Source organism: Pseudomonas sp. EA_35y_Pfl2_R111, from assembly GCF_963970955.1.
Taxonomy (GTDB): Bacteria; Pseudomonadota; Gammaproteobacteria; order Pseudomonadales; family Pseudomonadaceae; genus Aquipseudomonas.
Genome location: NZ_CAXAOM010000003.1, coordinates 1 through 19,561, shown reverse-complemented (window position 1 = coordinate 19,561; position 19,561 = coordinate 1). Strand labels below are relative to the sequence as shown.

The following is a 19,561-nucleotide window of genomic DNA, read 5'->3' as shown; positions in this document are numbered from 1 at the left end:
CTAGCTGCTCGGCAGATAGCGCGCGCGGGGAGTGGCCATCGGCAGCGGGCCGTCGCCGATCAGGCGAAATTCACCCTTCTCCGCATCGTAAGCTTTGATCTCGCTGGTTTCGATGTCATACACCCAGCCATGTATAAACAGTTGGCCGCAGGCCATGCGCGAGGCCACCGAAGGGTGGGTGCGCAGGTGATCGAGCTGCGCCACCACGTTTTCCTCAGTGAGGATGCCCAAGGTGGTGTGATCGGCGCAGCCGCAGTTGTCTGCCACCACGGTCTTGGCCACTTCGGCATGCCGTAGCCAGGCTTTTACCGTGGGCATGCGCTCCAGATCAGCGGGGTTGAGCACAGCCTTCATCGCACCGCAGTCGGAATGCCCGCAGATGATGATGTGCTGTACGCCCAGAGCCATTACCGCGTACTCGATTGCCGTAGAAACCCCGCCCATCATTTGCCCATAGGGCGGCACCACGTTGCCGACGTTACGGTTGACGAACAGGTCGCCAGGCGAGCTCTGGGTGATCAACTCAGGCACCACCCGCGAGTCCGCGCAGGTGATAAACATCGCGCGTGGGTTCTGCGCGGTGGCGAGCTTCTTGAACAGCTCCTCCTGCTGCGGAAAGACCTCGCTGCGAAAGCGTTTGAAACCGTCGACGATGCTCTGCAGGGCTTCCTCAGCACTTTCAGTACCGGTGCGCCCCTGCAGCGGGATCAACTGATGCTTGTATGGCATGTGTGCGACCTCTTATGAGCCTGAATAACCGCTGCTAAAACGACAGCCAAGGCCGCTAGCGAGTCACATGCCAAGTGTTACTGCCGCAGGCCCTGACGGCAACCATCACCTTGCGAGCCTGTTAGAGCAGCGCCAACTGACCACCTGGTGGACAGAAACGCGTGCAATCGAGGTTGAAGTCATCACGCCGGTTCAAGCCCAGACGTTTGCTGGCCAGGGCAAAACGCTGGGCGAGCAACTCGGCAAAGGCACCTTCGCCACGAAAACGTTGACCGAAGCGGCTGTCATACAGCGCGCCGCCTCGGCTCTGACGGATCAGACTAAGGACATGCTCGGCGCGCTGCGGATAGTGCGCCTGCAACCACTCCTCGAATAACGGCGCGACTTCACGCGGCAGGCGCAACAGCATGTAGTTGGCGCTCTGCGCGCCGGCATCCTTGGCCGCTGCCAGCAAGTGTTCCATTTCCATGTCGTTGATCATTGGGATCATCGGCGAACACAACACGCCGACCGGGATACGGTTGTCGCGCAGCACACGAATCGCCCGCAGACGCGCCGCCGGTGCCGCAGCACGCGGCTCCATGATGCGTTTGAGTTCGTTATCCAGGGTGGTCAGGCTGATCATCACCGCAACCAGCCGTTGCTGCGCCAGTTCGCTAAGCAGGTCGAGGTCGCGCAGGATCAGCGAGCCCTTGGTGACAATGGTCACCGGGTGACGGTAGTCGAGCAGCACCTTGAGGCTATTGCGGGTCAGCAGATGCTGGCGCTCGATCGGCTGGTAGGGATCGGTATTGGAACCCAGATTGATCGGCGCGCAGACATAGCCCGGCTTGCTCAGCTGCTGTTCGAGCAGCGCAACGGCGTTGGTCTTGGCGATCAACTTGGTTTCGAAATCCAGCCCGGGCGACAAATCCCAATAGGCGTGGCTCGGCCTGGCATAGCAGTAAATGCAGCCATGTTCACAGCCACGATAGGGATTGAGCGAGCGATCAAACGGCAAGTCCGGCGACTGGTTGCGGGTGATGATGCTTTTCGCGGTTTCGCAGCGCACCTCGGTCGCCCGGCTGGGCGGCACTTCCTGAAACCAGCCGTCATCGCTGGCGATGATGCGCTGCGGAGCAAAGCGGTTATGCGGGTTACTGGCGGTACCGCGACCGCGCGGCGGCAGAGAAACGGACATGGGCTGACTCCATAAATTACTGTATATAAATACAGTAATTTATTTACACCACCAAGCGCCGACCGTCAGCCCGTCGTTATGCCGTACCTGCCACCAGCAGCAACAGCAGCGGCAAACTGGCTGCCGCCAGCAAGGTTTGCAGGGTGATGATGCCGGCCATCAACTGACTATCGCCGCCCAGCTGACGGGTCAGCACGTATGCCGTTGGCGCGGTTGGCAGAGCAAAGAACAGCACCAGCACGGTGCTTTCCATCGCCGGCAGCTGCAGACCATAGGCCACCGCCCAAGCCAGCATCGGCATGGCCAACAGACGTAGCAGGCTGTTCCAACCCAGTGCCGGAATCTCACCGCCCAACTGTTCAGGTTTCAGTGCCGCACCGACACAGAGCAGACCCAGCGGCAGGCTGGCGGCGGCCAGCAGGCTAAGCAGTCGATCACTGCCGCCCGGCAGGCCAAGACCACTTAGGTTGACCAGCGCGCCCCCCAGGCAGGCGAGGATCAATGGGTTTTTCAGGATTGGCAGCAACAGGCTGCGCGCACTGACGCCACGCTCAGCGGTCAACGACCACACCGACAGCACATTCACCGTCGGCACCATCAGGGCAAGCATGATGGCCGCCAAGGTCAAGCCTTCCTGGCCAAACAAGCTGCCTACCGCCGCCAAGCCGAGGTAGGTGTTGAATCGCAGAATGCCCTGGCTAAACGCTCCGAAGCGCCCCGCCGGCCAACCACGCACGCGTCGCACCACTAACAGCGCCACCCAGGCCATGCCCAGCGCCAACAGCACGGCCAAGCCCAGGCGCGGCAACGCCGGATTATCCAGCGGCGCCGTGGCCAGGCTGCTGAACAACAGCGCCGGGAACAGCATGAAGTAGTTCAGCCGCTCGGCCCCCGGCCAGAACGCCTCATTGGGGAACGCCCAGCAGCGCAGGTAATACCCGGCCACGATCAAGGCAAACAGCGGCCACAAGGCCAATAACAACTCCAGCACGGCAACCTCCAGCCACAGGCAAGCCGCCATCTTGAGCAGCCCCTTGGGGTGACGCAAGGTCGATGTCGGTATTAGGCTGCTTTACCTGACTGTCACGACGAGAATGCGCTATGTCCAATACCCACCAAGGAGGTTGCCAGTGCAGGGCCTTGCGCTATCAGTTCGAAGCACCGCTGCAGGACATCGCGCACTGCCACTGCAGCATCTGCCGGCGCAGCAGCGGTGGCATCGTCACCACCTGGATTAGCGTGCCACTGGCGAGCTTTCGCTGGTTGGCCGGCACACCACGCGAATACGCCTCGTCAGCCAGCTGCACGCGCAGCTTCTGCCCAACTTGCGGCGCGCAGCTGACGCTATTCACCACACTCAGCCCGCACAGCCTGGATATTACTATCGCCACCCTCGACCAGCCTGAACTGGCTCCAGCGGATCGACATATCTGGGTGCAAAGTCGCCTGCCCTGGCTGCATCTCGATCCGCAGTTACCCGAGGAAGATCAGGAAGTGATGGACTGATTCCACTAGGGCAGCTGCAAGCCACCGCCGGCCTTGTGCAACGTGCGCAGTTGCGTACCCAGCTGCGCCAGGTTGGCTTCAGTAGCCCGCAATTCAATGAGGCGGGCGGGCTCCAGCAGGGCGCGCACTTCCTGATCGAGGTTGTCGCTGAACTGGCGCAGTTGCTGCTGTCGCGCCTGACTTTCGCTCTCCAGACGCTGCCATTCGGCGCGCTGAGGTAAGCCATAGCCGCCCTCAAGCAGTTCGGCCGGGCGACTGAGAAAGCCGCTGTTGGCGAGGATTTGTTGCAGCGCACCGCCAGCCTTGTTCAACGTGGGATCAACGCCATCACGGCCGCTCAAGTAGCGGCGCTTGAGCTCATCCTGGGCCAACAGTAACTGTCGGCGTAATGCCGCCTGCTCAAGCAACAGCAGGGCCGCGCTGGTACGCAGATCGGCACGGCCAAACCAGGGCTGGCGCTTATAGGCCGACAAGGTCAGCCAGTCCTCAACCTGCGCCTGCTCAATTGGCAACTGCGTCTGCAATACAGCGAACATGGCTTGGTAGCGATCACGAAACGAGTCGAAACGATAACCCAGGCGCAAGGCTTCGGTAGCGTCGCCCAGAACGCTGCGGTCTGCCAGATCGCGGGCCACCAGGGTATCGAGCAGGCCGTTGGGCATGATGCTGTCGAGCGCATGCAGGCGCGGGTGCTGGCTGCCGCTGCGCAACAACTTGAGGGTTTCTACGGCGCAGTTATTGGAGATAAACCAGTAGTCGCCGTCGTAGCTCCAATGCTGCTCGGCGGCGCGAGTCACTAGTTGCTCCAGCTGCGTGCGCTCCAGCTTGAGCGGCACCGAGGCGAGGCTGCGCAGCTCGACCTTGGTGTACTCCTCAATCACCTGGGCCAGCGGCAGAACGAATAGCCGCGACGGATAAACACCGGTCAGGCCGTCCCAGCTGGACAGCTGCACGTCGCCGACAAACGCGCGGTAGGACAGCACCAGATGTTCCTGCAGATCCAGCCGGCAATCCGGCCCACGCGGCCGCCCAGGCGCGCAGATGACCAGGCGCAGCATGCTGTGGCCCCAACGGCTGGCCAGCGCGTCGTTGGCCTCGGCCAGCAGGTAATCCACCTGATAAACGCGCTGCGGGTCGATACTGCCCAGCGGCTGCCGGGCGAAGTCGCGCCCGGCATTTAGATAGGCCAAGCCTTCGACGCAGGGCGGCGATGAAGCGGGAGTCCAGGCGAAATGCGTGCTCAGGTAACGCGCCAAAGAAGGCCGGCGACAGGCGTAACTGGAGTCAAGGAGGAAGTACTCCATATTGACGGCGAGAAACTCACGCGAGTTGCTCAGCTCATAGCTGTCTGGGCTGCGTGCGACTTGGTGATTGTTCTGCTCGCGCTCACCACGTCGGCCGACCTGCTGCGGCCAACCCGCCAGGTCGAGCAGCAACGGATCATCACTCAGAGTAAAGCGGCGCGCCGTCTGGCCGCGGCAGTGATCCGGCAGGCCAACGGTGCCAAGACTCTGTTCGCGCTGCCGACACTGGCGTTGCAGCTGCCGCTCGGCCTGCGACCAGAGCTGGGCGCGGTCATATAGATGAGTAATTTCATGCAGCACGGTGGCCACCAGCTCGCGGCGCACAGTGCCGTGGGGGCGTGAGGTAAGGGTGGTGGCGCTGCTGCCATCGCTCAACGCGGGCAGCAGCGCGGCATTCAACTCAATACCGCTGAAACGCCCGGCGCGGCCATACACCTGCGCAGGCATGCTGCGCCAGCGCACGCTGACGCTACGATCAAGTCGCTGTTTGAGTTGTGGCGGCAAGGCGGCGGTCGCGTCTTGCAACAGTTGCTGACTAGCCTCGCGCTCAGCAGGGCTGAGCTCGGCGCCCGCTAGCTGCAGGCGCAACTCGGCTTGGCCGCTGGTGCTGGCCAGTAACGCCAACGCCAGCAGCCAGGCACGCGGCCAACTCACAGGGCCAGAATGGCTTCGGCCAACACTAGGTCGGAAGCGTCCTGCGCCTCAGGTACTTGGCTACGAATAGTGCTAATGGCCGCTTCCAACTGCGCACCACGGATCTCCCCTTGGGTGGCGACGAAGCTGGCTGCATCGTCGCGCGCTGCGAGCACGACTTTCGAGTCGCGCACCGAAGTGGTGGTATCCGAGGTGAAGTCAAAGGTGCGGTCGAGCGCACGTACGATGATATTGCTGGTCGCTACCAAGGTTTGCGCCTGTGTAGCGGCACTGAACAAAACAGCTGCAACGACGGCACTGAGCAGAATAGGGCGCATATACATCTCCATTAATCAGCCACATGGCGTATGACGGACAGAGTGCCACACAGTTCCGCCAACGCTTCTACCTAAACGCCAGCGGTGAGTGTTCTTAAAGGCTGAGGATCGCTGCCGCCAACTGCATATCGTCACCCCGTAATTCCGGTAACTGCTGACGGATATGCTGCAGAGCGGCCTCCAGGCGCACGCCACGGATCTCGCCCTGACTGGCGACAAACGCAGCCGCATCATCGCGCGCGGCCAACACGATCTTGTCGTCTGTAAAGGAAGAGGAGACATCGGAAGTTGCTTCCGAGGTAGCCCCAACCGCGCCCACCACCGCATCGGTAGTGACCACAAAGCTGGTGGCGCTTGCCGTGCCCGCCAGCGCCAGCAATGCCGCAAGGCTCAACGTCTTTATCACATTCATTTTTACGCTCCTGAAAAGGCCCTACAGACAGGCTGGTTTCAGTGTAGACCCTTGCTAGACGGGTTGGTTGCCAGGCGGCTCAGCGCCAGAACGGCCTTGCCAATTCGGCCTGCCGCTGCGCCTCGGTAATGCCTGCGTCGGCCAGCTGGCGGCTATCGAGGCGCGCCAATTGGCGGCGAGTACGCAGCTTGCGCCGCCAACCGCAGAGCGCAGCGTATGCGCGCAACCAGAGCGGGTGATACACCTGAGTGTTTTGCGGGGGCTGGTGTTTGAGCGTGCGTTCCATGGCGCAATTCCTTGTCCGAGAAGGAAGAAGGCAACCTATGGTGCGTGAGCGCGGAAAACAGGGGCAGGGACAGCACCTGAGAATTGTTATGGCGCAGTTAGCTTTTTAAAAGAACTGTACTGCTGAATAGCGCAGCAGACTGTTGCAGCCAAGCAATTGGCTGCGCACTTTCTACCGGCACATAAAAAGAAAGCCCCAGCACGCAAGGCGCTGGAGCTTTCAAAAATCCCATAAAGGGAGGAGCAGAAATCGGTGTCTGGCAGCAGTTAACGCCAGAAAGGCTTGCTCAGTTCAGCGTGACGCTGTGCTTCGCTGATACCGGCGTCTGCGAGCAGACGGGCGTCCAGGCGAGCAAGCTGGCGGCGGCTAACAACGCGGCGCTGCCATTGCAGAACAGAGGCGAGCATACGCAGCGGCAAAGCGCTGGTGCCGGTGGATTGGCTGTGATCGAAAAACAGGTCGGAACTGAGGGTACGTTCCATGATGGTCATCCTTCCGCTTGTGGCGGGTCAGTGGTGTGTTGCGATGGGAGAATTATTGCCGTTGCCCCCACTGCGCTGTAGCCACAGCTGAATGAAATTGCAGCACAAATAGATAGTTTGCTTTGTAACTGTTTGGCCTGTTTTACAGTCAGCTGTACTGGTCATAAGTGCCTTAGCCTAAAAGGCGCATAAAAGCAGATAAAAGACCTGCCTAAAACGCCATTCACTAGTGAATCCATATAGGTACAGTTGCAAATTGCACTTATGTGACAGCTGACCTGTTTTTCAGATTTTTCCCTGGCAATAACACTTTTCTGATCGAGCAGACAGAAAAAAGCCCGGCTAACGAGCCGGGCTTTTTTCTACAGCGTTGCGGCAAGTGTTAGTCGACCGCTTTAACCATATCTTCGATGACTTTCTTGGCGTCGCCGAAGACCATCATGGTCTTGTCCAGGTAGAACAGTTCGTTGTCCAGGCCGGCGTAGCCGCTGGCCATCGAGCGTTTGTTGACGATCACGGTCTTGGCTTTGTAGGCCTCGAGGATCGGCATGCCGGCGATCGGCGACTTCGGATCGTTCTTCGCGGCCGGGTTGACCACGTCGTTGGCGCCGAGCACCAATACCACGTCGGCCTGGCCGAACTCGGAGTTGATGTCGTCCATCTCGAACACCTGCTCGTAAGGCACTTCGGCCTCGGCCAGCAGCACGTTCATGTGGCCCGGCATACGCCCGGCAACCGGGTGGATCGCGTACTTTACGGTCACGCCACGGTGGGTCAGCTTCTCCGCCAGCTCCATCAGCGCGTGCTGAGCACGGGCTACCGCCAGGCCGTAGCCCGGAACGATGATCACGGTGTCGGCGTTGGTCAGCAGGAAGGCCGCGTCGTCGCTCGAACCGGATTTCACCGGGCGAGCTTCCTTGGCGCCAGCCGGGCCGGCTTCTTCAGCCGCGCCGCCGAAGCCACCGAGGATCACGTTGAAGAACGAGCGGTTCATCGCCTTGCACATGATGTACGAGAGGATCGCGCCTGATGAGCCCACCAGCGAACCGGCGATGATCAGCATCGAGTTGTTCAGCGAGAAACCGATACCGGCCGCCGCCCAGCCCGAGTAGCTGTTGAGCATCGACACGACCACTGGCATGTCCGCGCCGCCAATCGGGATGATGATCAGCACGCCGATCACGAAGGCCAGCGCCAGCAGGATGGCGAACGCAGTCAGGTTACCGGTGAAGGTGAAGTACAGACCCAAACCGAGAATCGCCAGGCCGATGGCCAGGTTGACCCAGTGCTGGCCCTTGAACTGTACCGGTGCGCCCTGGAACAGGCGGAACTTGTACTTGCCCGAGAGCTTGCCGAACGCGATCACCGAACCGGAGAAGGTGATGGCGCCGATGGCCGCACCGAGGAACAGCTCCAGACGGTTACCGGCCGGAATCGCATCGCCCAGCGCAGCAACGATACCCAGCGACTGCGGCTCAACCACTGCAGCAATGGCAATAAACACTGCCGCCAGGCCGATCATGCTGTGCATGAAAGCGACCAATTCCGGCATCTTGGTCATTTCCACACGCTTGGCCATGATCGAGCCAGCAGTGCCGCCGACCAGCAGGCCAACCAGCACATAACCGATACCGGCAGTGGCGATTTCAGCACCGAGCTTGTAGATCAGGCCGACGGTGGTGAGCACGGCGATGCCCATACCGATCATGCCGAACAGGTTGCCGCGACGCGAAGTGGTCGGGTGCGACAGACCTTTAAGCGCCTGGATAAAGCAGATTGAGGCGACGAGGTAGAGAACAGTGATCAGATTCATGCTCATCAGTGCTTCTCCACTGCAGCGGCTTTCGGCGCTTTCTTCTTAAACATTTCCAGCATGCGTCGAGTGACCAGGAAGCCACCGAACACGTTGACCGCAGCCAGCGCCACGGCCAGGGTGCCCATGGTCTTGCCCAATGGGGTCACAGTCAGCGCGGCAGCGAGCATGGCACCGACGATAACGATCGCGGAAATCGCGTTGGTTACCGCCATCAGCGGGGTGTGCAGGGCCGGGGTGACGTTCCACACCACGTGGTAGCCCACGTAAATGGCCAGCACGAAGATGATCAGGTTGTAGATGCCGTCAGAAATCATATCCATGAGCGGTGCTCCCCTTAGCCGTTAGTGCGCACGACGTTGCCGTCACGGCACATCAGGCACGCGGCGACGATGTCGTCTTCAAGGTTGAGGTGGAACTTGCCTTCGCCGTCGATAACCAGCTTGAGGAAGTCCAGCAGATTGCGTGCGTACAGCGCCGAAGCATCGGCCGGCACCAGGGCCGCCAGGTTGCTGTGGCCGACGATGGTCACGCCATGCTGCACCACCACCTGCTCGGCGACGGTCAGCGGGCAGTTGCCGCCTTGCGCTGCAGCGAGGTCGATGATCACCGAGCCGGGCTTCATTTCCGCCACGGTGGCGGCATGCAGCAGGGTCGGCGCCTTGCGGCCCGGGATCAGCGCGGTGGTGATGACGATATCAGCCTGCTTGGCCTTCTCGTGCACCGCCTTGGCCTGACGCTCCATCCACGAAGCCGGCATTGGACGGGCATAGCCGCCAACACCCTGAGCGCATTCACGCTCTTCATCGGTTTCGAATGGTACGTCGACGAACTTGGCGCCAAGTGATTCGATCTGCTCTTTAACGGCAGGACGCACATCGGAAGCCTCGATCACCGCACCCAGGCGCTTGGCCGTGGCGATGGCCTGTAGGCCGGCAACACCGGCGCCGAGAATCAGAATGCGCGCGGCCTTAACGGTACCAGCAGCGGTCATCAGCATCGGCATAAAGCGCGGGTAGTGGTGCGCAGCCAGCAGCACGGCCTTGTAACCGGCGATGTTGGCTTGCGAGCTCAGCACGTCCAGGCTCTGCGCGCGGGAAGTGCGCGGAGCAGCTTCCAGGGCGAAGGCGGTGACGCCGCGAGCATTGATGCGCGCGATGGTCTCGTTGCTGAATGGATTAAGCATGCCCACCAATACGGCATCGGCTTTCATATGCGCCAGCTCGGCATCAGTGGGGGCAACGACTTTCAACACCAGATCGGCGCCGAAGGCAGCAGCATCGCTGCCGATAGCCGCGCCAACAGCTTCATAGGCGCTGTCCGGAATGCTTGCGCTCACGCCTGCACCGGTCTGTACCGTCACCTGATGGCCTTGGCCGATCAGCTTCTTGATGGTTTCGGGAGTTGCGGCGACGCGCGTCTCACCAGCATGGGTTTCGAGAGGAACACCGATGTGCACTTCAATTCTCCTGCGTGATCTTTTTAGTGAACCGGCGCACTACGGATGGCACGCGGGCATTAGGGAGGATCAGCACAAACCCGCTCAGGCGACAATTGCACAATAGCGGGGCGCGGCATTTTGCAGGCGATAGCTATAGCCTTCAAGGCGTTATGAAGTAAAACCTTGTGATAACTACAAGTCATTGGATGACCTTACAGGCAGCTAATTTATGGCAGCCCTTTTGGGGCAAGGCCTGTAGCGCATTAACTGCGACAAAACAGCGCTTATTCATTCCTGAGATAAATACTGGGCCATCAGATCAACGGCGCCACCCGCCATTACGGGAAAAGGCGCTGTTTCATTGGGCTACAGCAGCGTTCGTGTGCAAAAAATTCAACACTAACACCCACCATGCGCAGAGAAAGTGTAGCCATTCAGATAGCTGACTACGGGGTCAACATAACTCCGGCGCGCACTCTAGGTGGCCTGTCTCGCGCGGTAAAGATATTTCCGACAGATTGCCGCCGAAGCTTTGACGGCCTTTTTCGCCAACAACCTGACAGGCTGTTGTCTATTTCAAGCCATTGGCGAGCGCATAAGCATGTGCCTCGTCCACCAGCCAGTCGCGCAGCAGCAACAGCGCAGCCGACTCCAGCTTGCGCTCGGGGATGATCAGGTAATACGCCTTATCGCTCGGCAGACTCAGCGGCGCGGCAATCACCAGCCGCCCTTCATCCAGATCACGGCGGATTAGAAACGGCGGAATCAGCGCCACGCCCATCTCGTGCATGGCCGCCTGGGCCAGCATGGAAAACAGCTCATAACGCGGCCCAGCCATATCCCGCGCAGTATTTAGCCCCTGGGCGTTGAACCACTGACGCCAGGCATAGGGCCGCGTGGTCTGTTGCAGCAGCGGCAGGCTGGCAATTTGCTCGGCACTTAGCTGCGTCTGTTCAGTCAGCAACGCCGGGCTGCACACCGGCATCGGATTTTCACCCATCAGCAGGTGGGCCTGGGTACCGGACCAGTCGCCATCGCCGAAATACACCGCCGCGTCGAACTCGGTGTCGGCGAATAGAAAGGGCCGCGTGCGGTTGGTCAGGTTGACCGTGATCTCCGGGTGCAACCGCTGAAAATCCTTTAAACGCGGCAGCAGCCACTGCGTACCGAAGGTCGGTACCACCGCCAGTTCGATGCTCATCGCGCCCGGCTGGCCCATCACCGCCAGGGTGTCGCGCTCCACCGCATCAAGCTGCCCGGCTACTCGCCGCGCGTAGGATTGCCCGGCCTCCGTCAGCACCACGCCACGGCGTGAACGGCGGAACAGCTCGATATTAAGGAAGGCCTCCAGCGCGGCGATCTGCCGGCACACCGCGCCCTGGGTCAGGCTCAGCTCCTGCGCCGCCTTGGTAAAACTCTGGTGGCGAGCGGCGGACTCGAAGGCGATCAGGGCGGCGGTGCTGGGGATCTTGCGGCGCATCTGTGCGTCACTCTCACTTTATTCGGTTAAATTCCCAGATTAACCCTATCCCGAAGTGAGTAAAGCGCACAACTCGGTGCGTATTAGTCGTTTGCAGGGCTGCCACAAGCCGCCTAGGATCAATCCCACTTACCGGCGGGCGCAGCTGACTGCGCAGATACCCGCCCTATCACTGTCTGATTTCGAGGTTTTCGCGATGGCCAAGGCAAGCTTCAACTGGATCGACCCGCTGCTGCTCGACCAGCAACTGACCGAAGAAGAACGCATGGTGCGCGACAGCGCCCAGCAGTTCGCCGCCGACAAGCTGGCCCCGCGCGTACTCGAAGCCTTCCGCCATGAGCAGACCGACCCGAAGATCTTCCGCGAGATGGGCGACACCGGCCTGCTCGGCGCCACCATTCCCGCCGAATACGGCGGCAGCGGCCTGAATTACGTGTGCTACGGCCTGATCGCCCGCGAGGTGGAGCGCATCGACTCCGGCTACCGCTCGATGATGAGCGTGCAGTCCTCCCTGGTGATGGTGCCGATCTTCGAGTTCGGCAATGAAGCGACCAAGCAGAAGTACCTACCGAAACTGGCCAGTGGCGAATATATCGGCTGCTTCGGCCTGACCGAACCGAACCACGGTTCCGACCCGGGCTCGATGATCACCCGCGCCAAGAAAGTCGACGGTGGCTACCGCCTCAGCGGCAGCAAGATGTGGATCACCAACAGCCCGATCGCCGATGTGTTTGTGGTCTGGGCCAAGGATGATGCCGGCGAGATTCGCGGCTTCGTCCTGGAAAAAGGCTGGCAGGGCCTGAGCACCCCAACCATCCACGGCAAGGTCGGCCTGCGTGCTTCGATCACCGGCGAGATCGTGATGGACAACGTGTTCTGCCCCGAAGAAAACGCCTTCCCTGATGTACGAGGCCTGAAAGGCCCATTCACCTGCCTCAACTCCGCCCGCTATGGCATCAGCTGGGGAGCCTTGGGTGCGGCCGAGTTCTGCTGGCACACCGCGCGTCAGTACACCCTCGATCGTCAGCAGTTCGGCCGTCCGCTGGCGCAAACCCAGCTGATCCAGAAGAAACTGGCTGATATGCAGACCGAAATCACCATGGCCCTGCAAGGCTGCCTGCGCCTCGGCCGGATGAAGGATGAAGGCACCGCCGCCGTGGAAATCACCTCAATGATGAAGCGCAACAGCTGCGGCAAGTCCCTGGATATCGCCCGTATGGCCCGCGACATGCTCGGCGGCAACGGCATCAGCGACGAGTTCGGCGTGGCCCGCCACCTGGTCAACCTGGAAGTGGTCAACACCTATGAAGGCACCCACGACGTGCACGCGCTGATCCTCGGTCGCGCACAGACCGGCCTGCAGGCGTTCTTCTAACGCCCATCCGTAGGGTGGATGACGCTTTTTTCATCCACCTTCTCTATCGCATGGTGGATGGATAAAGCGCCAGCTGCACGCCCCGATCCACCCTACGCAGGAATCTCCGCTATGCCCGGCGCCCTATCGCATATCCGCGTTCTCGATCTGTCCCGCGTACTGGCCGGCCCATGGGCCGGGCAGATTCTTGGCGACCTCGGTGCCGACGTGATCAAGGTCGAGCGCCCAGGCTCAGGCGACGACACTCGCCACTGGGGCCCGCCCTATGTGAAGGATGCCGAGGGCAACGACTCACGCGAGGCGGCTTACTTCCAGAGCGCCAACCGCAACAAGCAGTCGGTGACCCTGGATTTCACCCAGCCGGAAGGCCAGCGTCTGGTGCGCGCGCTGGTGCAGAACTGCGACGTGCTGCTGGAGAATTTCAAGGTCGGCGGCCTGGCGGCCTACGGCCTCGACTACGAATCGCTGAAGGCCATCAACCCGCGGCTGATCTACTGCTCGATCACCGGCTTCGGCCAGGACGGCCCGTATGCCAAGCGCGCCGGTTACGACTTTATGATCCAGGGCCTCGGCGGGCTGATGAGCCTGACCGGCAAACCTGATGGCGAGGAGGGTGCCGGCCCCATGAAGGTTGGCGTTGCCCTCACCGATATTCTCACCGGCCTGTACGCCACAGTCGGTGTACTGGCGGCACTCAACCAGCGCGAGCAATCCGGCCTCGGCCAGCATATCGATGTAGCCCTGCTCGACGTGCAGGTCGCCTGCCTGGCCAACCAGGCGATGAACTACCTCAACACTGGAGTCGCACCCAAACGCTTGGGCAACGCACACCCGAATATCGTGCCCTACCAGGATTTCCCCTCGGCCGATGGCAACTTCATCATTGCCGTGGGCAACGACGGGCAATTCCGCAAGCTTTGCGAGGTTGCAGGCTGTGCGGCTTTGGCCGATGACCTGCGTTTTTCTACCAACAAGGCCCGCGTCGCCCACCGCGCCGAGCTGATCCCGCTGCTGCGCCAGGCCACGGTATTCAAAACCACCGCCGAATGGGTGACGCTGCTGGAGGCCGCTGGCGTACCGTGCGGGCCGATCAATGACCTGGCTCAGGTCTTTGCCGACCCACAGGTCAAAGCCCGTGGCCTGCGCCTCGATTTGCCCAATAGCCTGGGCAGCACCACGCCACAAGTCGCTAGCCCGCTGCGCCTGTCGGAAACCCCGGTGGAATACCGCAACGCGCCACCGCTGCTCGGCGAACACACCGAGCAAGTGCTGACCCGCCACCTAGGCCTCAGCGCGGAGCAGATAGCCGCCTTGCGTGAGGCTGGGGTGCTGTAGAGGCAGCTAGCAGGCCGTTGAAAAACGTAGGCGAAGCAGGCAAGACAAGGCGCTACGCAGTAACAGCCGCAGGCTGGTCAAAGCGCCGAGGAAGCGGATTTTACTGGCTGTAAATGAGCATTCCGAGACGCCGAGTCCCGGGCCGTTTTTAACGCAGTATTGCCAACGCAGGTAGTTTTTCAACGGCCTGCTAACCCGGCTGCCCATCCACCCGCGGGGTGCAGAACATCACCGCGTAATGACGCACAAACAGGGCAAAGGCCACGATCCACAGCAGGCTGGAAAGCCCCAGTCCCGCAGCCGGCGCAAACGGCACCAGCAGCACCCGCGCCACGACCGCCAGCTGCAGACTGGCAAACGCCCAATCCATAACTGCCGGAGGCTGCAATGGCCGACCGGTATGACCGAGGCTAACCCGCGCCAACATCGCCAGAATCGCCCCACCGACCGTACCCAGCGCCAGGGCGTGGTAGGCCAGACTGACGTTGTTCAACCAGCCGATATGCCAGGCCGCCAGGGCCAGTAACGCCAGCGGCAACCAGGCATAGGCCAGGTGCAATGACCAGAGCAGCGGCACGCGCCAGATCCCGGCGTCATACCAACGCCACAGGCGCAAACCATGCAGCGTGGCCAGAGCCAGCAACAACGGCAGCAGCCATAGCGACGGCTGTAAGGCAAAACCGCTGGCAAACAGCAGCGCTAGGCTTAGCGACAACACCAGCACCAGCAGGTCCAGGCGCGGCCTTGGAGTAGCAACCTCGGGCCGGTTAAGGCCGCGCTGGGTAAAGAACGGAATCACCCGCCCGCCGATAATGCTTACCAGTGCAGCAATCAGCCATAAGCCAGCCAATGCACCGCGTCGCTGCAATGCGTCATCACCCAACGCCAGGCCATACAGCAGCAGCCACTCGCAGCTGGCCATCAGCAGCACCACGACCACCAACGGGTAGTTGCGCCACTGGCGCACCGCCCATAGTTGCCGCCCAAGCAACAACGCTAGCAGCGGTAGAAAGGGCAGTTGCAGCGCCAGCAAGAGTGGCAACGGCGCACCGAGCAGCCAGGCCAGGCGCGCCAGCAACCAGAGACCGAACAGCGCCGCCAGTGGCCAACCACTCAGGCCCGGCCGCCCCGTCCAGTTCTGCACGGCGGTGAGCAGAAAGCCGGCAATAATCGCCCCGGCAAAACCGAACGGCAGCTCATGCCGGTGCCACGCCAGGCTGCCGCCCACCGGCTGCCAACCCGGCAGATGCCCCAGCAACGCCGCCGCCCACAGAGCAATCGCCAATACGGCAAACAGCGCGCCACCGAGAAAGAACGGGCGAAAGCCCAGCCGCCACAGTGGCGCAATGGCCAGCTCCTGCTGGCGATCACGCAACTGCACAGCAAGGCTCCTGTTGCTTGCGCAAGTGTTGCTGCGCAGCCAGGCGCAGCACATAACCGAGCTTGAGCAGGCCCGGGCCAATGATCGTCAGCGAGTGCGCCGTAACCAGGCTGCCCATGCTCAGCTGCGCCTCCAGGCCATAGGCACCCAGCAAGCCGCTGAGCAACAGCAGCACGCCGGCCAGCAGCATGCGGTTCGCCAGTTGCAGTACCCGCGATGGGCAGGATAGATACGCCAACATAAGCACCTCCTAGGCCTGGTTATTAACTATCCAGCACGCTGGCCGGACCAAAGAACTCGTAATGACTCTGCGCCGCCGGCACGCCGAGGCTGTGCAGATGCCGTTTCACCTGCGCCATAAAAGGCTTGGGACCGAGAAAGTAGGCGTCCAGATCGCGCTGCTCGGGCAGCCACTCAGCCAACAGTTCCAGGCTGAGAAACCCCTCAGCATCGCCTGCATCGCCGCTGCGCGGTTCGCTGTAGCACACGTAATGACGCAGCTGCGGACGCTCAGCACGCTGCGCCTCAACCCAGTCACGGAAGGCATGCACCCCGGCGTGGCGAGCGCAGTGAATAAAGTGAATATCGCGGCCACTGTCGCGCGCCGCCTCCAGCATGCTCAGCGCCGGGGTGATGCCGACGCCGGCGGTGATCAGCACCAGCGGCTTGGCCGACTCACGCAGGACGAAATTCCCCGCCGGGGCGAACAGCTCCAGGCTGTCGCCGACTTGCAACTGGTCATGCAGGTAATTGGACACCTTGCCACCGACCTCGCGCTTGACGCTGATGCGGTACTCGCGGCCATTGCTCAAGGCCGACAGCGAGTAGTTGCGACGCTGCTCGCCACCGTCCAGCAGCAGGCGCAGGCCGATGTACTGACCCGGCTGGAATGCCGCCAGCGCGCCGCCGTCCGCCGGCACCAGGTACAAGGAGACGATCTCATCGCTCTCCTGCACCTTGCGGCTCAGGCGGAAACTGCGCGCCCCGCGCCAGCCACCCTCGGCATTGGCGTTGGCGCTATACGCGGCCTCCTCGGCCCCCATGAGGATGTCCGCCAGTTGCCCATACGCCACCGCCCAGGCCTCGAGCACTGCATCGGTGGCGATCTCCGCACCGAGCACCTCACGGATCGCCCGCAACAGGCAGCTGCCGACAATCGGGTAATGCTCCGGCAGGATCTGCAGCGACACATGCTTATTAACGATCTGCCCAACCAACGGCCCCAGCGCCTCCAGGCGGTCGATATGCCGGGCATACATCAGTACTGCATTGGCCAAGGCGCGTTGCTGGCCGCCGCTGGCCTGGTGCGCCTGATTAAACAGCGCGCGCACCTCGGGGTACTCATTGAGCATCATCTGGTAGAAGTGCCGAGTCAGGGCCTCACCGCCGCTTTCCAGCAGTGGCACGGTGGCTTTAATCAGGGCGGTTTGTTCGGGGGTTAGCATGCAAGGCTTCCTCGTCAAGTCGACACGCTGTACTTGCGCAGCGGTCTGGTTCATATCACTCTGACTACTACAGGAAGCATGCCAATTATTTTATTTATATTAATCATAGACTTATAAGTGCACGTGTCTTTATGACAGCAGACACTAAGAGTCTTAATGACTGCTAGCGTGTCCTTATGACAGCAAACCCACTGCTTACTACCCTGATTCCCCTGGTCGCCGACTTGTCCCGCGAGCTGCCGGAAGATGAGCGCTATCGCCGCCTGCTACAAGCGCTCAAGCAGTTGCTGCCGTGCGACGCCGTGGCGCTGCTCAAGCTCGACGGTGACATGCTGATTCCGCTGGCCGTTGAAGGCCTGAGCGCCGACACCCTTGGCCGGCGTTTCAAGCTCGACGAACACCCGCGCCTGCAGGCGCTGCTAGCGCAACGCGGGCCGACCCGCTTTGCCACTGACTGCGAGATGCCCGACCCCTATGACGGCCTGGTCGATGGCCATCGCGGTCACCTGCCCGTACACGACTGCCTCGGCTGCCCGTTGTATGTGCAGGACCAACCCTGGGGCCTGCTAACCCTCGATTCGCTGGATCCGGCGAGCTTCGGCCGCGTCGATCTCGACAACCTGCAGGCTTTCGCCAGCCTGGCCGCTGCTACCGTGATGGCCAGCGAACGGATCAACGCACTGCTGCAACGCGCCGAGGATCAGCACCAGTTGGCCGAAGCCTACAAACAGGCCGCCGGCCAGCAACGGCCGCGTGAACTGATCGGCCAGAGCGCTGTGCACAAGCGCCTGCAGGAGGAAATCGCGCTGGTCGGCAACAGCGAACTGAGCGTGCTGATCAGCGGTGAAACCGGGGTCGGCAAGGAGCTGGTCGCCGAAGCCCTGCACGCGGCCTCGCCCCGCGCCGCCAAGCCATTAATCAGCCTTAACTGCGCGGCGCTGCCGGACAGCCTGGTGGAAAGCGAGTTGTTCGGCCACGTGCGTGGGGCTTTTACCGGCGCGCACAACGAACGCCGCGGTAAGTTCGAACTGGCGGACGGCGGTAGCCTGTTTCTCGATGAAATCGGCGAGCTGCCGCTGGCCGCGCAAGCCAAGTTACTGCGCGTGCTGCAGAGCGGCCAGCTGCAACGGGTCGGTGCCGATCAGGAACAGCGGGTCAACGTGCGTGTACTGGCCGCCAGCAACCGTGACCTGGCCGAGGAAGTACGCGCCGGGCGCTTTCGCGCCGACCTCTATCACCGCCTCAGCGTCTACCCGCTGAAAGTCCCGGCGCTGCGCGAACGCGGCCGCGATGTACTGCTGCTGGCCGGCTACTTCCTAGAAGAAAACCGCGCCCGCCTAGGGCTGCGCAGCCTACGCCTGACCGCCGAAGCCCAGGCCAGCCTGCTGGCCTACAACTGGCCGGGCAACGTGCGCGAACTCGAACACCTGATCGGCCGCGCCGCCCTCAAGGCTCTGGCCGGCTGCAGCGAACGCCCGCGCATCCTCAGCATCGACAGCGCTCACCTGGATTTGCCGACCCGCCAACCCGCCGCTATGCCAGCACCTCAAAGCGCAGCGGAGCCGCACAACCAACTGCCGCTGCGCGAAGCCATCGACGCCTACCAGAAACAGCTGATCAGCCAGGCTCTCAGCCGCCACCAACACAAATGGGCCCCCGCCGCCCGCGAACTGGGCATCGACCGCGCCAACCTGATGCGCCTGGCCAAACGATTGGGATTGCAGTGAACAAACCGTGAAACGCAAAAAGCCCCGGATTTTCATCCGGGGCTTTTTGCTTTAGTAAGGTGGCGCACCAGGCGGGATTCGAACCCACGACCCCTCCTTCGGAGGGCAATGCGGTACAGACATTCAGGTTAATTTGAAGTTACGTAAAATGGCTGTAAGCATCATTCTGTATGGCACCTGGATATTTCTACCACCTGCAGTTTACAGCACCTAATAGCGCTTAAGACTGACTAATCTAGGCACAAAAAACGAAATCGCCGAAATCGATTTTGAGTACTAGCCACTCATAGGGGTTCTGATAATGATGGAGAACCAGGCAACCAACAATCCAGTCCGAACCTGAGCGAGAGTTGCCGGGTATTATCATCTTCACCCAGCAGAACAGCAATTTTCAGCGCTCGGATAATTCTAGATTTTCTGTGTCAGCTTGAGGCAGGGAAGCATGATGCCTGTCATGCGTCACTGCCGATATCTAGCCCTTCCAAAAATATTTCCCTCCGCCCCTAAACTTTCCCGTGAATCCCGGAATAAAGCCTTACAGAGAGGCTGCTTTGCCGTGGGCAGGTGGCCAAGATTTTCTGTAGTCGCGTGCGCGATTCGACTGGTTTGGGGGTTAGGGAGATGGTGGCGATTGTTGCCGGCAATGGACTGGGTCTGTTCAACGCCTCGTTGAATTCCCTGGGTGGAGCGGTTG

Annotated in this window: 19 protein-coding genes; 4 read left to right on the top strand and 15 right to left on the bottom strand. The window is 61.4% G+C overall.

Translation table 11 applies throughout. The features are described 5' to 3' along the window. The 3 genes from AACY25_RS13020 to AACY25_RS13010 all read right to left on the bottom strand — a co-directional run bounded on the left by AACY25_RS13020 (position 1) and on the right by AACY25_RS13010 (position 2,930). On the bottom strand, positions 1 to 729 hold the full coding sequence (locus tag AACY25_RS13020) for a carbonic anhydrase (RefSeq protein WP_339525049.1): 729 nt from the start codon (positions 727 to 729) through the stop codon (positions 1 to 3). A gap of 121 nt (positions 730 to 850) precedes the next feature. Further along, a complete protein-coding gene (locus AACY25_RS13015; RefSeq protein ID WP_339525047.1) occupies positions 851 to 1,909 on the bottom strand; it encodes a PA0069 family radical SAM protein in 1,059 nt (352 codons plus the stop codon). A 76-nt stretch (positions 1,910 to 1,985) separates the two neighbouring features. Continuing rightward, positions 1,986 to 2,930, bottom strand: coding sequence for an AEC family transporter (locus tag AACY25_RS13010; protein WP_339525700.1), 945 nt, complete (start codon positions 2,928 to 2,930; stop codon positions 1,986 to 1,988). A gap of 80 nt (positions 2,931 to 3,010) precedes the next feature. Here AACY25_RS13010 and AACY25_RS13005 point away from each other — a divergent pair, with 80 nt between their 5' ends. Continuing rightward, positions 3,011 to 3,415, top strand: coding sequence for a GFA family protein (locus tag AACY25_RS13005; protein WP_339525045.1), 405 nt, complete (start codon positions 3,011 to 3,013; stop codon positions 3,413 to 3,415). A gap of 5 nt (positions 3,416 to 3,420) precedes the next feature. Here the strand turns inward: AACY25_RS13005 and AACY25_RS13000 are convergent, their stop codons facing one another. From AACY25_RS13000 to AACY25_RS12960, 9 genes are all read right to left on the bottom strand, one after another. Then, positions 3,421 to 5,373, bottom strand: a complete 1,953-nt coding sequence (locus AACY25_RS13000; protein ID WP_339525044.1) for a DUF7844 domain-containing protein — start codon at positions 5,371 to 5,373, stop codon at positions 3,421 to 3,423. After that, the gene (locus AACY25_RS12995) at positions 5,370 to 5,690 is read right to left on the bottom strand and encodes a DUF2388 domain-containing protein (RefSeq protein WP_339525042.1); all 321 of its coding nucleotides are present in this window, start codon (positions 5,688 to 5,690) and stop codon (positions 5,370 to 5,372) included. The genes AACY25_RS13000 and AACY25_RS12995 overlap by 4 nt, the downstream gene beginning before the upstream one ends. 94 nt (positions 5,691 to 5,784) lie before the next feature. Further along, positions 5,785 to 6,102 (bottom strand): DUF2388 domain-containing protein, encoded by a 318-nt coding sequence (locus tag AACY25_RS12990; protein WP_339409435.1) that lies wholly within the window; start codon positions 6,100 to 6,102, stop codon positions 5,785 to 5,787. Between the two features lie 79 nt (positions 6,103 to 6,181). Then, complete coding sequence (locus AACY25_RS12985; protein WP_339525040.1) at positions 6,182 to 6,388, bottom strand: DUF1127 domain-containing protein; 207 nt, start codon at positions 6,386 to 6,388, stop codon at positions 6,182 to 6,184. Positions 6,389 to 6,654: 266 nt separating this feature from the next. Next, positions 6,655 to 6,870: a DUF1127 domain-containing protein gene (locus tag AACY25_RS12980; protein WP_339409431.1), complete on the bottom strand. Its 216-nt coding sequence runs from the start codon at positions 6,868 to 6,870 to the stop codon at positions 6,655 to 6,657. Between the two features lie 382 nt (positions 6,871 to 7,252). Further along, positions 7,253 to 8,689: an NAD(P)(+) transhydrogenase (Re/Si-specific) subunit beta gene (locus AACY25_RS12975; protein WP_339525039.1), complete on the bottom strand. Its 1,437-nt coding sequence runs from the start codon at positions 8,687 to 8,689 to the stop codon at positions 7,253 to 7,255. Beyond that, the gene (locus AACY25_RS12970) at positions 8,689 to 9,006 is read right to left on the bottom strand and encodes an NAD(P) transhydrogenase subunit alpha (protein WP_090378897.1); all 318 of its coding nucleotides are present in this window, start codon (positions 9,004 to 9,006) and stop codon (positions 8,689 to 8,691) included. Before AACY25_RS12970 ends, AACY25_RS12975 begins: the two co-directional genes overlap by 1 nt. Before the next feature lie 14 nt (positions 9,007 to 9,020). Next, positions 9,021 to 10,142 (bottom strand): Re/Si-specific NAD(P)(+) transhydrogenase subunit alpha, encoded by a 1,122-nt coding sequence (locus tag AACY25_RS12965; protein WP_339525036.1) that lies wholly within the window; start codon positions 10,140 to 10,142, stop codon positions 9,021 to 9,023. A 553-nt stretch (positions 10,143 to 10,695) separates the two neighbouring features. Further along, positions 10,696 to 11,604 (bottom strand): LysR family transcriptional regulator, encoded by a 909-nt coding sequence (locus AACY25_RS12960; RefSeq protein ID WP_339525034.1) that lies wholly within the window; start codon positions 11,602 to 11,604, stop codon positions 10,696 to 10,698. Positions 11,605 to 11,800: 196 nt separating this feature from the next. Here AACY25_RS12960 and AACY25_RS12955 point away from each other — a divergent pair, with 196 nt between their 5' ends. Both AACY25_RS12955 and AACY25_RS12950 read left to right on the top strand, forming a co-directional pair. Beyond that, entirely contained in the window at positions 11,801 to 12,979 is a 1,179-nt protein-coding gene (locus tag AACY25_RS12955; RefSeq protein WP_339525032.1) for an acyl-CoA dehydrogenase, read from the top strand. 111 nt (positions 12,980 to 13,090) lie between these two features. Then, the gene (locus AACY25_RS12950) at positions 13,091 to 14,314 is read left to right on the top strand and encodes a CaiB/BaiF CoA transferase family protein (RefSeq protein WP_339525030.1); all 1,224 of its coding nucleotides are present in this window, start codon (positions 13,091 to 13,093) and stop codon (positions 14,312 to 14,314) included. 190 nt (positions 14,315 to 14,504) lie between these two features. Here the strand turns inward: AACY25_RS12950 and AACY25_RS12945 are convergent, their stop codons facing one another. From AACY25_RS12945 to hmpA, 3 genes are read right to left on the bottom strand one after another with little or no spacing between them, the layout of a single operon-like run. Beyond that, positions 14,505 to 15,695 (bottom strand): NnrS family protein, encoded by a 1,191-nt coding sequence (locus AACY25_RS12945; protein ID WP_339525028.1) that lies wholly within the window; start codon positions 15,693 to 15,695, stop codon positions 14,505 to 14,507. Further along, positions 15,682 to 15,936, bottom strand: coding sequence for a transmembrane sensor/regulator PpyR (locus tag AACY25_RS12940; protein WP_339525027.1), 255 nt, complete (start codon positions 15,934 to 15,936; stop codon positions 15,682 to 15,684). The genes AACY25_RS12945 and AACY25_RS12940 overlap by 14 nt, the downstream gene beginning before the upstream one ends. Before the next feature lie 22 nt (positions 15,937 to 15,958). Beyond that, positions 15,959 to 17,140, bottom strand: coding sequence for an NO-inducible flavohemoprotein (hmpA, locus tag AACY25_RS12935; RefSeq protein WP_339525025.1), 1,182 nt, complete (start codon positions 17,138 to 17,140; stop codon positions 15,959 to 15,961). A 176-nt stretch (positions 17,141 to 17,316) separates the two neighbouring features. Between hmpA and norR the strand changes: the two genes are divergently transcribed. Beyond that, the gene (gene norR, locus AACY25_RS12930; RefSeq protein ID WP_339525024.1) at positions 17,317 to 18,867 is read left to right on the top strand and encodes a nitric oxide reductase transcriptional regulator NorR; all 1,551 of its coding nucleotides are present in this window, start codon (positions 17,317 to 17,319) and stop codon (positions 18,865 to 18,867) included. The last annotated feature ends 694 nt before the right edge of the window (positions 18,868 to 19,561 follow it).

Excerpts from the sequence above, each read along its gene's own strand:
- norR (WP_339525024.1), top strand. The coding sequence starts at position 17,317 with ATGACAGCAAACCCACTGCTTACTACCCTGATTCCCCTGGTCGCCGAC.
- AACY25_RS12940 (WP_339525027.1), bottom strand. The coding sequence starts at position 15,936 with ATGTTGGCGTATCTATCCTGCCCATCGCGGGTACTGCAACTGGCGAAC.
- AACY25_RS12955 (WP_339525032.1), top strand. The coding sequence starts at position 11,801 with ATGGCCAAGGCAAGCTTCAACTGGATCGACCCGCTGCTGCTCGACCAG.
- AACY25_RS12970 (WP_090378897.1), bottom strand. The coding sequence starts at position 9,006 with ATGGATATGATTTCTGACGGCATCTACAACCTGATCATCTTCGTGCTG.
- AACY25_RS12985 (WP_339525040.1), bottom strand. The coding sequence starts at position 6,388 with ATGGAACGCACGCTCAAACACCAGCCCCCGCAAAACACTCAGGTGTAT.
- AACY25_RS12975 (WP_339525039.1), bottom strand. The coding sequence starts at position 8,689 with ATGAGCATGAATCTGATCACTGTTCTCTACCTCGTCGCCTCAATCTGC.
- AACY25_RS12960 (WP_339525034.1), bottom strand. The coding sequence starts at position 11,604 with ATGCGCCGCAAGATCCCCAGCACCGCCGCCCTGATCGCCTTCGAGTCC.
- AACY25_RS12990 (WP_339409435.1), bottom strand. The coding sequence starts at position 6,102 with ATGAATGTGATAAAGACGTTGAGCCTTGCGGCATTGCTGGCGCTGGCG.
- AACY25_RS13010 (WP_339525700.1), bottom strand. The coding sequence starts at position 2,930 with ATGGCGGCTTGCCTGTGGCTGGAGGTTGCCGTGCTGGAGTTGTTATTG.
- AACY25_RS13015 (WP_339525047.1), bottom strand. The coding sequence starts at position 1,909 with ATGTCCGTTTCTCTGCCGCCGCGCGGTCGCGGTACCGCCAGTAACCCG.
- AACY25_RS13005 (WP_339525045.1), top strand. The coding sequence starts at position 3,011 with ATGTCCAATACCCACCAAGGAGGTTGCCAGTGCAGGGCCTTGCGCTAT.
- hmpA (WP_339525025.1), bottom strand. The coding sequence starts at position 17,140 with ATGCTAACCCCCGAACAAACCGCCCTGATTAAAGCCACCGTGCCACTG.
- AACY25_RS13020 (WP_339525049.1), bottom strand. The coding sequence starts at position 729 with ATGCCATACAAGCATCAGTTGATCCCGCTGCAGGGGCGCACCGGTACT.
- AACY25_RS12980 (WP_339409431.1), bottom strand. The coding sequence starts at position 6,870 with ATGGAACGTACCCTCAGTTCCGACCTGTTTTTCGATCACAGCCAATCC.
- AACY25_RS12995 (WP_339525042.1), bottom strand. The coding sequence starts at position 5,690 with ATGCGCCCTATTCTGCTCAGTGCCGTCGTTGCAGCTGTTTTGTTCAGT.
- AACY25_RS12950 (WP_339525030.1), top strand. The coding sequence starts at position 13,091 with ATGCCCGGCGCCCTATCGCATATCCGCGTTCTCGATCTGTCCCGCGTA.